Raw genomic sequence first — 13,640 nt, 5'->3', positions numbered from 1 at the left:
GCATCCTGAGTCCGTACACTTGTACCCCTACTTTCTCTGGCGGCTGCAAAAGGCGGGAATCTGGGATGAAATCCTGAAGCATGAATGCTTTTTTAATAAAATGAAAAATTATCGGCGTTTGGCAACCCGCTACGACAAAACAGCGAGCATGATCAAGGCTTTTTTGGCGTTGATTTCGATGAGGTTATCTGAAGTAAGTTTGCGTACAGACTCTAGGGCAATCGTGCCGCACTCCCAGGCTCTCTGTTGCAGCCCTCCGTAGGGCTGTGCACTCCAGGCTCTCTGTCTCAGCTTTCGTATGGCTATGCGCTCCCAGACTTGCAGCCCTCCGAGGGCTGAGCACTCCCAGGCTCTCTGTTGCAGCCCTCCATAGGGCTGTGCACTCCAGGCTCTCTGTCTCAGCTTTCGTATGGCTATGCACTCCCAGGCTTCCGGTTGCAGCCCTCCGTATGACTGTGCGCTCCCAGGCTCTCTATTGCAGCCCTCCATATGCTTGTGCGCTCCATGGCTCTCTGTTGTAGTCCTTCGTATGGCTGTACGCTTCTTGCCTCTTTGCAAGTATCCTGTTGCAGTCCACCGCATATCCATCCGGACAGGTTCGGCCAGCCGTTTTGAATCCATGCGGGGAACCCGCTATACTGAGTGGGAGAAACTACATGGAAGGCGGGATTCATCAGTGAACAAACCAAGCCGGACAGGCGAACGCGGCCCAGGGCAGCTGATCCGGGAAATTGAAACCACCAATGTGCCGTTTGGGTGCATTGCACTGTGGTTTTTGGGACAGGAAAGCGTGATTATTAAAGGGGACGATGTGACTGTTCTGATCGATCCTTATCTCTCCGGCAATGAAGCGCGTCTGTTTCCTCCGCCTATTGCTTCCGGGCAGATTGCCGGGGCGGATGTCTGTCTGATTACGCATGACCATGAAGACCATATGGACAGGCAGGGGCTGCCGCACATTATCGCAGGCAATCCGGAGATAACGATTATGGCCCCGGGGATTTGCCGGGAGCCGCTGAAGGGCATGGGGCTGCCCGAAGAACGGTACCGGCTCGCGGAGCCTGGAGACTGGACAGTGATTCAGGACAAGCTCCGCATTTTTTCGGTCGCAGGAGCGCATGAAACCCTGGAGCTGGATGAGCAGGGACACCCCTGTTATGTCGGATACATTTTGGAGCTGAATGGAGTAACCCTATACCACGCCGGCGATACGGTCCTGTTCCCGGAGCTCGTGGACACGGTGACCCGGGCGTCTGTCGATTTGGCCATGCTCCCCATTAACGGAAGGGACTATTTCCGGAATCAAAGAAACATCGTGGGGAACATGAACTACCGTGAAGCTGCGGAGTTTGCGGCAACTGCCGGCTTTGAAACAGTGATTCCGCTCCATTACGATCTGTTTAAGGGCAACACCGAAAATCCCGGTTATTTTGTAGACTATTTGTACAGCCATTTTCCGGAACAAAAATTTCATATGATGGCCCGGGGTGAGCGGTTTGTTTATGTATCGCCCAGAGCATTCGGAGTGTAGTACGTACTGCTGGCAGACCTTTTAGCGGCGGCAAAAAGGCAAAAGCAACAAGGGCAGCCTCCGTCCTCAAGACGGGAAGCTGCCCCAGATTGCATTTATTTATTACCGGATAGCACCGGCCTACTCCCCAATCCGCACCGTCTGCCCCGGACCGATTTCAACCGGTTTTTCGCCGGCCTGAACCCATACCGGAATCGCCGACGGGTTGCGGACGAGCGTTCCGTCGGCGGAGCACTGCAGCCTGTCCAGCGCCTCTTTGTATTCGATCAGCTCGATATTCGTGGCGTACCAGATATCCTCCCGGCCGGCCATACGTTCACAGAAGCGCTCCATCTCGTCCCAGTTCTTATCGTTATGGAACTCATAGCTGTGGCCCCAGACGTACAGCAAAGGCAGTCCTTCCTTCCAGACGGCCAGCTCATAATTCAGAAAAACCTCCGCCATTTCGGCCATATCCCGGTGATGACAAGTCGGGTGCCAGGTTAGCGGTCTTTCCGGAAAAGCGAATTCACCCGTTGACGCCACCGTTCGGGAATAAACCATGCCCAATTCTTCAAGCAGGTGTACGACCGCTTCATTATATGTACCGTAAGGGTAGGACATGCCGCGGATCGGATAACCGGCGAGCCGTTCCAGCTTCGCCCGGTCGGTCATAATTTCTGTAACCGCCTGCGCCCTTGGGATGCGGTGCAGATGGGGATGGGTGGAGGTGTGGACCGATACCTCATGTCCGCGAAACAGGTCCGCAATTTCATTTTCCTCCAGGTAGCCCTCTTTTCCAAAGAATCCGGAATTTAAATGAAAGGTGCTTTTAATGCCATAACGGTTAAAAATATCGGCCAGCCGCCGGTCATGAACCGTACCGTCGTCGTAGCTCATTGTAAGCGCTTTGGTTTTGCCGCCGGGATACAGCGATAATTTGATATGCATGAGGTCTGCTCTCCTTCATCATCTATAAGTCGATGGGATGGTTGAAGTAATCCTTGGAAGCGCATCTAAATTCAGCATACCTCCCGGGCTTTTAGGAAGTCAATCCGCTGGCGGACAAAACCTTAAGTCTGTTAGATTCCTCACACCGGATTTTTCCCGGAACCCTTATAATCGCTTAGGCTGGCTGAAGGCCGGCGAATACCGATTTGGGAGGTTCCCCGCTCGATATGACATATAAATCCCTGGAACTTGAAACCCCCGGGCTGTACCAATTGGAAGGGCTGGAGGTTGGCGTAACCTCAAGCTGCAATTTCCGCTGCGATTACTGCTGCGCTTACAAGCGCAATGACGGGAACGCGATCGGCTCCGCGGAGGTCATCCGCGTGCTGGAGGAGATTCCTGCCTTGAAGCGCGTCCGCCTGTCCGGCGGAGAAGTTACGCTGAAATACCGGGACTGCCTGGAGATCGTCTCTTATTGCGCGTCCCGCGGCATACAGACTCAACTGAATTCAAACGGCAGCCTGATGAATGAACAGCGGATTGAGGAGCTTGCGGCAGCTGGACTGACGACCATTCATATTTCGTTTAATTTTACGGACGCCGATGAATTTTCCCGTTACTACGGCATTCATCCTGATATTTACCGCAAGATCAGAAGCAACATCACCGCGTTTACCAAAACTCCGGTCGATACGGTGCTGGAGACGCTCCTGTTCAGCGAAACGGAAAACAACATGCGGGAGATCAGCGAGCATGTCTACGATATGGGCGTGCGGACCCATGAGATCCAAAACAGCATTGAAATGGGGCACACGGGCTGGAAAGCGATCGCCGCACAGGAGTCGTTAAAGAAAGCGGTGGAAGACCTGATCCGCCACAAAAAGCCGGACACAGTGCTGTACTTCACCTGCATGGACCGGTTTATGGACCGGCTTGGGTTCAAGGAGCAGCCGGGCGTATATTTTGCCAACTGCATCGAAGGCATGAAGCAGCTGCATCTGCACGGCAACGGCGATATTCTTATCTCGGAGCTGTGCCATCCGGTTATCATCGGCAATATTTACAGCGGCACCTCCTTGCGCGATATTTATACGCAGATGCCGCCTGCGCTCTCCGACTACCTGGAACGCCGGCCTTGTCCGGCGCTGGACGCCCTGTTTCCGCAGGAGGCGTAGAGAACACATGGAAGAGTCGGTCCGCCCCTCATAAAAATGCAGCAAGCCTGCTCCGGGATATCCGGAGCAGGCTTGTTTGCGTTTTAGCGGAATATGCTGATACTAGGTGCTGGCGCTGGCGTAAACGGGAAACTTGGTTCATGGCGTCTACTTCGTCCCTGCATAACCTTTAGTTCATCTCCAGCGTGGTTTCCAATCCAGGCAGGTCGCTGCGCAAAATCCCCAGTCTCCAGACGGCGATGCCTTTCAGCCCGTAACGTTTGGCCAGTCCCACTTTGGAGCCGATGGAGGCAGCCGTTTCGCTGTTGGCCGAGATCCCAAGCAGCAGTTTATTTTTAGCGACTTCCTTAAGCGCCAGCCGGATCGATTCATCGACCTTGTCCAGCGGCTCTGGACCTTTTTTGGATTTGGCGTAGTCATACGCCATAATAACGAGGTCATCCGCCAGTGTGCCAAGCGTCTTGTAGTCGTAGCCTTTATAAGAGCTGTTCAGCGGGTGCAGCACAAGCGTCAGTTTAAGTCCGGCTTGACGCGTCTTTACGGACAGCTTTTTGACAAACGCATTGTAATCAGCTTTAGCCTTCGCCTTGTCCCCAGTCAGCCCAAGTCCCTCCAAATCTAAAGTGATGCCCGAAAAACCCTTGCCAGCTGCCGTTTCCACGATCCCAGCAATCGTCCGGTCACCCAAAGCCGGATCCTCCAGATTGCGGGTCAGCTCCAGCTTAACGTCTCCCGAATACACCATCAGATAAGGCGCCGTTCCCCCGGCAGCCGCGTCTTGTATAAGCCGCTCCGGCGTAATGTCGCCTGCAGCCTGCGGCCAGCGGTATTCCTTGCCCTGCGTCGTGAATTCTCCATCCTGTTCAATCCTGCTCCAGCCAAAGGAAGCCGCGTCAAAGCGGGGCAGCACATCCACTTCGTCAAACGACTCTATCGCATAAAAAGCCATCGTGTACATCCCGCTTTTCGGAGATTGAATCGTGACGGTCCGGGTTGCCTGATTCCAGGACACCTGTGCGCCAAACTGCTGGCTGAAAAAGCTGAGCGGAATCAGCACGCTGCTGCTATTTGTTGCAGGAGCGGCAGCAAGCTGAACTTCGGCACCATTCACGATGGCTTTCCGGCTGCCGACGGTAAGGACGATTTTTTTAACGCCATCTTCCGTTTGCTTCGTTGCAGTAATCTGCCGGACCTGCTGATTCCAAAGCACGGTAATACCCAGCGCTTCAGAGATGGCCCGGAACGGCACCATGGTGGTTCCTCCGGTGACGGCAGGCGGTACCGGGAACGGGAGCGGGTACCCGTCCAGCATAATGGTGATTTTGGCAGCTGCGGCGTCCGCTGCCCCGGGACCGGCAGCAGCCGCCCCTCCGCAAGCTATAGCGAGTGAAAGCAGGACTTTGCTTAACTTGTTCATTTCTTGTACAGCTCCTATCTGTATAATAAAAAATTGCAGGATCCGGACCTGCAGAGCGGTAGTGCTCCCGTCCGTTCCGTTTTCTATGACTCTACTATTCTACCAAATATTATAAGCTGGAGGCCAGCTTCCGCGTGCGGGAAAGTAAGCAAGAAATCAGGTCCTGGGACCTAGCTGGAGATAAAGGAGGGAGGAAGAATTCCCCTGAGTTCCTACATAAAAACAGAAATTTCAACAAATTTCGATATAAAATGGCGTGAAAGATGTGAAAATTTTTCAAATAAAACCGATAATAATTCTATAAAACCTTTTAAGTTTAATAGAAAAGTTCTCTCAACCATCGGGAGAACCCGGTGAAAGGCGGCAGACAGATGAAGATTCGGACAAAGTTATCGGTAATGATGATCGCAGGCACACTTCTTTTGACATCGGCAATAGCAATTCTGACCTACAGCAAATCAAGCTCCATGCTCTCGGATTTGTCGGAAACGGCGATGCTCCAGCTCAATGACAGCAAGGTGGAGACGATCGAAGCCATGATTGAAAAAGAAGCGGGGGATGTGGAACAGATCGCAGGAGAGTCGGGTGTGGAGCAGCTGCTCTATCAGTTGTCCCGGGGGACCAAGGATCAGGCTACTCTGGATCGTGTGAACGCCAGGCTGGCCCGGCTGGCCAAAGAAGCGGGCAATGTGGAGCATCTGCTCGTTGTGGATTTGAACAGTAAGAATGTGGCGGACAGCGACCCGAAGTTTATCGGGACGGACTACACTGACCGGGAGTACGCGAAACAGACGTTGGCCTCCGGAGAACCCGTCATCAGTGAAACACTCAAATCCAAAGCTACCGGGGCTTATGTTGTCGTCTTTACCCATCCGGTTAAGGTGGAGGGACGCACGGTCGGGTTTGTGGCGTCTTCGGTCCAAGCTGCAAGCATGATTCATTATTTGGAGAATGCCAAGGTGCTGCATACCGAAAGCAGCTATGCGTATCTGGTTGATGAAAAAGGCACGATGCTCTATCATCCGACGGAGGACAAAATCGGCAAGCCTGTAGAGAACGAGCAGATTAAAGCGGTTGTCGATCAGGTGATGAAGGGTACGATTCCGGAAGCGGCGTCCGTACGGTACGAGTTTGAGGGTGCACCTAAAATTGCGGTATATTCCGTGCTGCCGGATACGAAATGGACACTGGTTATAACGGGAGATGTCGGCGAAATCCAGTCACCGGTCAATGAAATGACCCATTTTATCATTTTATTGGGCGGCATCAGCATCATTCTTGCGCTTGTGGTGGGGATTTATCTGTCCCGCAAAATCGCGAATCCGATTATCAAGCTGACGGAGCTGATCGACAAGACGGCGGAGCTTGATCTGAAATTTGACGACAACTATGTGCATCTTGAGCGGAACAATGATGAAACCGGCCAAATCGCCAAAGCGATGTTCCGGACACGGACGGTGCTGCGGGACATGGCGGCAGGCCTCACAGACATTTCCGGCAAGGTGCTGAAAAACGCGGAGTCGCTGGAGAAGGTGGCCGATGAGGTGCGGGAGAATGCGACCGATAACGCGGCCACAACGGAGCAGCTGTCAGCGGGCATGCAGCAGACGGCGGCTTCGTCCGAAGAAATGAGCGCGTCTATGACCGAAATCAACGCCGGAGCGGGCGTTATCGCACAGCGGGCACAGGATGGGGCCGCGTTGTCCGATGAAATTGCCCAGCGGGCGGCGGAACTGAGCGCCGGTGCGGCGGAAGCGACCGATAGTACGAAGGCCGTATATAACGAAGTACGCGAAAAAATGGAGCAGGCGATCGAAAATTCCTCCAATATCACCCGTGTTAATGAATTGGCTTCGACCATTCTGGAAATTACGGGGCAGACCAATCTGCTTGCTCTGAATGCGGCCATCGAAGCGGCGCGGGCCGGAGAAGCCGGCCGGGGTTTTGCCGTTGTGGCGGGCGAAATCCGAAAGCTGGCCGAACGGTCCTCGGAAACGGCAGCGGGCATTCAGGATATTGTGCAGTCGGTGCATACCTCGGTGGGCGACATGCGGGAGAACTCCGAAGCGCTGCTGAATTTTATCGACGGAAACATCCTGCAGGACTACGAGAAGCTCGGCAAGGTAGGCGAACTGTACCGGCATGACGCGGAGACCGTCAACAATCTGATGACCGAATTCCGGAATGCCGCGGAGCATATGGGCGAAACGGTATCGGGCATCACGATTGCCATCAATGAAGTGGCGGCCACGGTAAATGAGGGTGCGCGCGGAGTAATGGACATTGCCGAAAAGAACTCCGAGATTGTAGAGAAGACCTACGAGGAAGTGCAAATGGCGGATGAAAATATCCGCAGCGCCACGGCGCTCCGGGATCTCGTCAGCAAGTTCAAAATGTAGAACGTGCCGCCTTGCAGGCGAACCGGCGATCTACAACAACAGACCAGCCGGAAGTTTCCCGGCTGACCTAATCATACGAAAGCGGGCCTGACCGGTATATTCGGCTGGGCCCGCTTTTGTATGCTGTAAGCCGCCAAGGGATCGGCGGACGATCTGGAAAGGCAATACTTACCCCGTGTACTGGGCCTGATGCAGCCGGCTGTAAACGCCGCCCGCGGCGATCAGCTCCTGATGTCCGCCCTGCTCGGCGATTCCGTCTTCGTTTACCACAACGATCCGGTCCGCGCCGCGGATCGTCGTCAGCCGGTGCGCGATAACGAGCGTCGTCCGGCCTTTGGACAGCTCGGTCAGCGACTGCTGAATCGCGGCTTCCGTTTCGGTATCAAGCGCTGAGGTTGCTTCGTCCAAAATCAAAATCGGCGGGTTCTTCAGGAACATGCGGGCGATGGCAAGGCGCTGCTTTTGGCCGCCCGAGAGCTTCACGCCGCGTTCGCCGATGACGGTCTCCATCCCTTCGGGCAGACTGCGGATCAACTCGTCCAGCCGCGCCCGCCGCGCCGCCTCCCAGATGTCTTCAAGCGGCGCATCCAGCCGCCCGTAAGCGATATTGTCGCGAATTGTGCCCGAGAACAGGAACACGTCCTGCTGGACGATGCCGATTTGACGCCGCAGAAAAGCAAGCTTCAGCTCGCGGATATCGATCCCATCGATTGTGATCCGGCCCTCGGCCGGGTCGTAGAACCGGGGCAGCAGACTGCAGATCGTCGTTTTTCCTGCCCCGGAGGGACCAACAAAAGCGACCGTTTCGCCCGCCCGGATATGGAGGCTGATATTATTCAGCACAGGCCGACCCGGCTCGTAGCCAAACGTGATGCCTTCCATCGCAATATCTCCTTTGAGGGCCGGAAGTTCAACCGCATTTGGGGTGTCTGCAATGTCCGGATCAGTGTCCAGAATTTCCAAATAGCGCTTGAAGCCGGCGATGCCCTTCGGATAACTTTCGATGACGGCGTTGATTTTTTCGATCGGACGGAAAAAGATATTCGACAAGAGCAGGAACGCAACAAATTCCCCAAGCTCCAGACTTCCCCGGATAAAAAACCAGGCGCCGCAGATCATCACAAAAATGGTAATCAGCCGCATCATCATATAGCTGATCGACATACTTTGGGCCATCGTTTTGTATGCGCGCAGCTTGGTGTCCCGGTACATGCGGTTTTCGGCTGCAAACAGCTCCTGTTCGTGAGCTTCGTTGGCGAAGGACTGGACCACGCGGATGCCGCCGACGTTGTCTTCAATCCGGGCGTTGAAATCGCCCACATTGCCGAACAGCCGGCGGTACGTCTGCGTCATCCTCCGGCCAAAGTAGATCAGAAACCAGGCCATTAGCGGGACAATCACAAACGTGATCAACGCAAGCTCGGGGTTGATCTGCAGCATCAGGCCAAACGCTCCAGCCAACGTCATGACGGCGATAAAGACGTCTTCGGGTCCATGGTGGGCCATTTCGCCGATATCGTTCAAATCGTTGGTGATCCTGCCGATCAGATGGCCGGTTTTGTTGTTGTCAAAGAAGCGGAAGCTCAGCTTCTGGATATGATCGAACATTTTTTTGCGCATATCCGTTTCGATATTGATGCCGAGCATATGGCCCCAGTAGGTGACGATATAATTCAGGACGGTGTTCAGCGCGTAAATCGCAAGCAGCGCCAGACAAGCGACAACGATGAGCGGCCAGTCCTGACCGGGGAGTAGATCGTCGATAAACCGGTTGACCGCCACGGGAAACGCCAGCTCCAGCAGGCCGGCGCCAACCGCGCAGGCGAAGTCGAGCAGAAACAGCTTTTTGTAAGGCTGGTAATAAGCGAAGAAACGACGGAGCATATGGAATGAGTCACCCTTTCCGCAACCAAGCAATGCTATGAGATTGATTCTCATTTAGATAGGTACATAAAGGATACTATCGGCAGTCCGCAGGTTTGTCAACGATGCGGTTTGTGCACTTGCTGGGACCATAGCAGCTTTAACGGGTAACCCGGTATCCTATATAATGGATAAACGGCCCGTGAGTTTGAGCGTTTTCGGCCGGAATACAGGACAACAATGACATCAGACAGGCAGGTGCGGACATGAAACGAAAGCTGTGGTTGAATTGGAAGGTAATGCTGCCGGCTGCGGTACTGTTGCTGATTATGGCGGGCTGCGGACCCAAATACAGTGACAAGGAAGCCGGCGAAATCGCGCTGCGGTACATTGCCGATGAGTATGGGGAAAAAGCGGTGCTGGATGACGTGTTCCTGCACGGCGGGTATCTGGGGTATCTGGTGGAAGGGCATTTTCAGGATCCGCATGAAACGAAGTTTAAGCTGATTGTAGACGACGATTCCGGACAAGTCAGAGATAACCGGATGTCCATTTCCTACGCCAACATGCGGATGAGGGCGCTGAGCGACCTGTACGCTGACGAGCTTGAGCAAAAAGGTTATACGATTCCCGAGCGGGAGGTATCGGGATTTACTGACGCTTATTTTGTTGCTTACGGCTGCGCTGACCGGATGGATTGCGCGGTGCAAGAGCTGCAGGTTGAACTGTCTGCCTCGGGGGCGGCGGAGACGGAGCAGGCGTTCCGGGAATTATACGAATGGCAGAAAACCCTGCCCGAACGGATTGACAGCATCTGGGTCCGGAATCCCGGCACGGATGGTACGGACAAAATTTACGGAACGCCGGAAGGCACCTCGCATTGTCTCCGCCCGGACGGAGAGGGGAGCGCCACGGCGGAGCAGTACGGGGTGGAGGAATTTTTAACTCGGGGCAAATGCGAGAATCCGGGAGATAAGGGGTAACCAGTGGCGTTATGGGCTGGAAACTTGCTTAATTGTACATAGGCGGAGGGAACATATGGAAATCCAGATCGAAACAAAGCGTTTAATTCTCCGGTTATTTGAGATCACGGACGCAAAAAGGGTTCAAACCTTGGCGGGAAATGAAGAAGCAGCTGGTATTTGGTATGACATAAATCATTATGAGTTAACCAAGCCAGGGAATCATTAATATGCTCCGTTGTTTTTTTGTTTGGATGTGCCAAAAAAGCCGGACCGGACGAGGATCAGCTCCTTCTCCGGTTCGGCTTTTTGCTTAAGCGATGATTTTATGCACTTATGAAAAATGGTAAATCAGGAAGCCGGATTGAGCTCCAGCTCGTCGTTCTTGTCGGAGTTGAACACGTTCAGATCCAGCTCGCCTTCCGACTTCGCTACCAGCAGGGAGGTAACGGTTGTTCCGGTGGCGTTAACCGCCGTACGGCCCATATCGATCAGCGCTTCGACGGCAACGACAAGGCCGATGCCTTCCAGCGGCAGTCCGACAGCCGTCAGCACGACGGTAGCCGAAATGGAAGCCGGTCCGGGAACACCCGCAACGCCGACGGAGGAAATCACGCTGACCAGAACGATCAGCAGATAGTCCGTAAAGCTCAGCGGAATGTTGTAGACGTTCGCTACGAAAACCGCCACAACCGCCGGCCAGACGCCGCCGCAGCCGTTAAAGTTCATCGTCGCGCCAAGCGGGACGACGAAGCTGGCGATTTTGGGCGACACGCCAAGGCGCTTTGTGATTACTTCAAGATTAATCGGCAGCGTGGCATAGCTGCTGCGGGTAGTGAAGGCGACCGCAGTTGTCGGATACGCTTTTTTGAAGAAACGCAGCGGGTTGACTTTGCCGACAAACGATACCAGTCCGCCGAATACGAAGACAAAATGGATCAGCAAAGCGATATAAGAAACCAGGATCAGTGTGGCGAGCGGCGCAAGCGTCTCGAGCCCGTATCTGGCCGCCATGCCGGCGATCAGAGCGTACACGCCGTAAGGCGTGAAGCGCAGGACGAATTTGACGACCTGATGCATGACCTCGGACAGGGAAGCAAACAGCGCTTTGACCGGCTGAACGGCATCGGGTTTCTTGGCACCGACCTTCAAAATGGCGACGGCCACCAGGATGCCGAAGATCAGAATCGGCACGACTTTGCCTTCGGCCGCGTCGCTGACCGGGTTCGTCGGGAACTGGCTCAGGATGACCTCAAAGAAGCTGGGCACTTCGCGGGCTTCAAAATCGGCCGGGACCGACTGCTCAATTCCGCTGCCCAGATTGAAGGCGGCGGCGACGGCAAGACCGATGGCGGCGGCAACGCCGGTCGTGGCGAGGAACCAGCCGACAGTTTTGGAGCCGATTTTTTTGAGCGCGGACAGGTTGGTAATCGAGATGATGCTGTTGATAACCAGAATGAACACCAGCGGAATGACGATCGTGCGGATCAGGTTGACATAGATGGAGCCAATTGTGCTGACCCCTTCATACGCAAGCGAATTCTGGTTGAAGATGATGCCGGCGACGAGACCAAGCCCAAGCGCGAGCAGGACACGCGTCCCGAAGCCTACGCGTTTTTTCGCCATTACATAAAGTACGGCGAGAACAACGGCGGAGACGAGCAGGGTAATCCAGTTTGTTTCAATGGCGGTTAACAAATTGTTCTCCATAACCAGCATCCTTTCTTTTATGAGAAAATAATCCCTTATAAATACCATCATAATACTCGGAATTGATGGAACATATGCTACTATATCATCGGCTTTTTATACCGTCAATCCTTTTTTATGATGCGGTTTGTTTGCGTTCCGCCCCGGTTTGCCGAAGGGCAGACAATGGCTGCAGAAGGCTGGGCAATGGCTTGCCGGAGGGGACATCAGTATCTCTTCACCGCGCTTCGTTGACAGAAAAAGGGGATCTGTTATAGTGGTTTAATAGTAACGATTACGTTTAGTTGAAAGGAGAGGAAGCGGTGCTGAAGCTGAAAAAATGTGATTTTCTGCTGATTGCAGCAGTACTGCTGGCGGCCGGCATGCTGTGGGGGTACAAGTGGCTGGGCGCAAACCGGGCGGATTATGCGCCGGGAGAACTGCATGCGCTAATCACGGTGAACGGCGAAACATGGAAGACCGTACCGCTGACCGGCAAAGAACGGATCATCGACATCCGTACCGAATATGGGCACAATACGCTGAAAGTATACGATTACGGAATCCGGATGATTTATTCGGATGCGCCCAAACGGATTGCGCTCGATATGGGGTTTATCTCAAAACCCTACCAGCAGATCATCTGCGTGCCCACAAGGGTAATGGTCCAGGTGCTGCGCCCCGGCGGACCGGAGGCGGACGGATTGGATGCGGTAATTTAAAATCGCTGGACCTTACAGCCTCCCGGTTCAAAGCCCGGGAGGCTGCTTAGAGTTTGCTGCCCTGGCTTCTTGCCGCAGACGGTCCCATTCCTCGACGGAATCGGGGCTGGTATAGACATACGGTTCGCTTGGTTCGGGCACGACGGTGATCCGCTCCGCCGCGATTTGGACCGTTTCGGCGCCTTGATACCCCGCAATCTCCAGCTTCCCCTGCACCTGAATCCAGGTGTCTGCGGGGAGGCTGTTTGGCGTAGGCGGCTTCACCAGGATGCCAAGCGGGGCGGCGTCCGCGGTGCAGCATTGGACCAAAAAACGTCCCACCGCAAAACGCCCCTCCGGGTCCGCCGCATCACCCGGGTACAGAAATCCGGTCACGCGTACTTCCCGTCCGGCAAATTCGCTTTTGTACAGATCAATCGCACCCAATGTCTCCGAGAACAGGGAAGGATAGATGGGGATGATCTGCTCCTGCTGCAGACGCTGCGCCAGGTCGGTGAATTCCTGAAGATAAGGGCTTGCGGCAAACCTGCTGTCTTCACGTTCCCTGGACTCAGCGGCCGGAGCGCTGACAAAAGCCATGCCTTTTTGAGCGGCGGCCGTACTTCCCAAGGCCTGATTCGGCAGCAGCAGGCCAAACAGCAGCGGCAGCAAAAACAGCGCGTAAGCCGACCCGATGCGCAGCGGAGAACGCGGGAGCGGGCGTTCGCAGTCGCACAGCAGCTCCGGCCGGCCGAACAGCGCCTGATACGTCAAAACGGCAGCCATTGCCGCAATCGGGATCGGGCACAGTTTTACCCAGCCGGCCGTCTCGGGTGTGACGTACAGCTGAAGTTCGCTCCGTGAGGACCACCGGGCCAGCAGCCCCGCCAAGGCGAGCAGAATGCCCGCCCGCAGCAGGTAATGCAGGCGGACGATCCGGGTTTCGTTCATTGCGGGTACCTCCTTGGATGAG

At 54.6% G+C, this 13,640-nt stretch carries 11 protein-coding genes; 6 read left to right on the top strand and 5 right to left on the bottom strand.

Going from position 1 to position 13,640, the window contains the following annotated elements:
• The first annotated feature begins 676 nt into the window (after nucleotides 1–676).
• Nucleotides 677–1,531 (top strand): MBL fold metallo-hydrolase, encoded by an 855-nt coding sequence (locus ACE6ED_RS25385; protein ID WP_410830240.1) that lies wholly within the window; start codon nucleotides 677–679, stop codon nucleotides 1,529–1,531.
• Between the two features lie 120 nt (nucleotides 1,532–1,651).
• Here the strand turns inward: ACE6ED_RS25385 and ACE6ED_RS25380 are convergent, their stop codons facing one another.
• Nucleotides 1,652–2,461 (bottom strand): polysaccharide deacetylase family protein, encoded by an 810-nt coding sequence (locus ACE6ED_RS25380; protein WP_410830239.1) that lies wholly within the window; start codon nucleotides 2,459–2,461, stop codon nucleotides 1,652–1,654.
• A gap of 227 nt (nucleotides 2,462–2,688) precedes the next feature.
• Between ACE6ED_RS25380 and ACE6ED_RS25375 the strand changes: the two genes are divergently transcribed.
• The gene (locus tag ACE6ED_RS25375; protein WP_410830238.1) at nucleotides 2,689–3,636 is read left to right on the top strand and encodes a radical SAM protein; all 948 of its coding nucleotides are present in this window, start codon (nucleotides 2,689–2,691) and stop codon (nucleotides 3,634–3,636) included.
• 169 nt (nucleotides 3,637–3,805) lie between these two features.
• Here ACE6ED_RS25375 and ACE6ED_RS25370 read toward each other — a convergent pair whose 3' ends face one another.
• Nucleotides 3,806–5,053, bottom strand: a complete 1,248-nt coding sequence (locus ACE6ED_RS25370; protein WP_410830237.1) for a stalk domain-containing protein — start codon at nucleotides 5,051–5,053, stop codon at nucleotides 3,806–3,808.
• A 371-nt stretch (nucleotides 5,054–5,424) separates the two neighbouring features.
• Here ACE6ED_RS25370 and ACE6ED_RS25365 point away from each other — a divergent pair, with 371 nt between their 5' ends.
• Nucleotides 5,425–7,452 carry a methyl-accepting chemotaxis protein gene (locus tag ACE6ED_RS25365; protein ID WP_410830236.1) on the top strand — a complete coding sequence of 676 codons (2,028 nt, stop codon included), beginning with the start codon at nucleotides 5,425–5,427 and terminating at the stop codon, nucleotides 7,450–7,452.
• 168 nt (nucleotides 7,453–7,620) lie between these two features.
• Here ACE6ED_RS25365 and ACE6ED_RS25360 read toward each other — a convergent pair whose 3' ends face one another.
• Entirely contained in the window at nucleotides 7,621–9,336 is a 1,716-nt protein-coding gene (locus tag ACE6ED_RS25360) for an ABC transporter ATP-binding protein (protein WP_410830235.1), read from the bottom strand.
• 245 nt (nucleotides 9,337–9,581) lie between these two features.
• Here ACE6ED_RS25360 and ACE6ED_RS25355 point away from each other — a divergent pair, with 245 nt between their 5' ends.
• Entirely contained in the window at nucleotides 9,582–10,298 is a 717-nt protein-coding gene (locus tag ACE6ED_RS25355) for a hypothetical protein (RefSeq protein WP_410830234.1), read from the top strand.
• A 55-nt stretch (nucleotides 10,299–10,353) separates the two neighbouring features.
• Nucleotides 10,354–10,506, top strand: a complete 153-nt coding sequence (locus ACE6ED_RS25350; protein ID WP_410830233.1) for a hypothetical protein — start codon at nucleotides 10,354–10,356, stop codon at nucleotides 10,504–10,506.
• A gap of 122 nt (nucleotides 10,507–10,628) precedes the next feature.
• On the opposite strand, the gene ACE6ED_RS25345 is transcribed toward ACE6ED_RS25350, so the two are convergent.
• Nucleotides 10,629–11,987, bottom strand: coding sequence for a dicarboxylate/amino acid:cation symporter (locus tag ACE6ED_RS25345; RefSeq protein WP_410830232.1), 1,359 nt, complete (start codon nucleotides 11,985–11,987; stop codon nucleotides 10,629–10,631).
• A gap of 302 nt (nucleotides 11,988–12,289) precedes the next feature.
• Between ACE6ED_RS25345 and ACE6ED_RS25340 the strand changes: the two genes are divergently transcribed.
• Entirely contained in the window at nucleotides 12,290–12,688 is a 399-nt protein-coding gene (locus ACE6ED_RS25340) for a NusG domain II-containing protein (RefSeq protein WP_410830231.1), read from the top strand.
• Nucleotides 12,689–12,715: 27 nt separating this feature from the next.
• Here ACE6ED_RS25340 and ACE6ED_RS25335 read toward each other — a convergent pair whose 3' ends face one another.
• On the bottom strand, nucleotides 12,716–13,618 hold the full coding sequence (locus ACE6ED_RS25335) for a TIGR03943 family putative permease subunit (protein WP_410830230.1): 903 nt from the start codon (nucleotides 13,616–13,618) through the stop codon (nucleotides 12,716–12,718).
• Between the last annotated feature and the right edge of the window lie 22 nt (nucleotides 13,619–13,640).

Source organism: Paenibacillus nanchangensis (assembly GCF_046543445.1).
GTDB lineage: Bacteria > Bacillota > Bacilli > Paenibacillales > Paenibacillaceae > Paenibacillus_AQ > Paenibacillus_AQ nanchangensis.
This window is presented reverse-complemented; position numbering and strand designations above follow the sequence as displayed.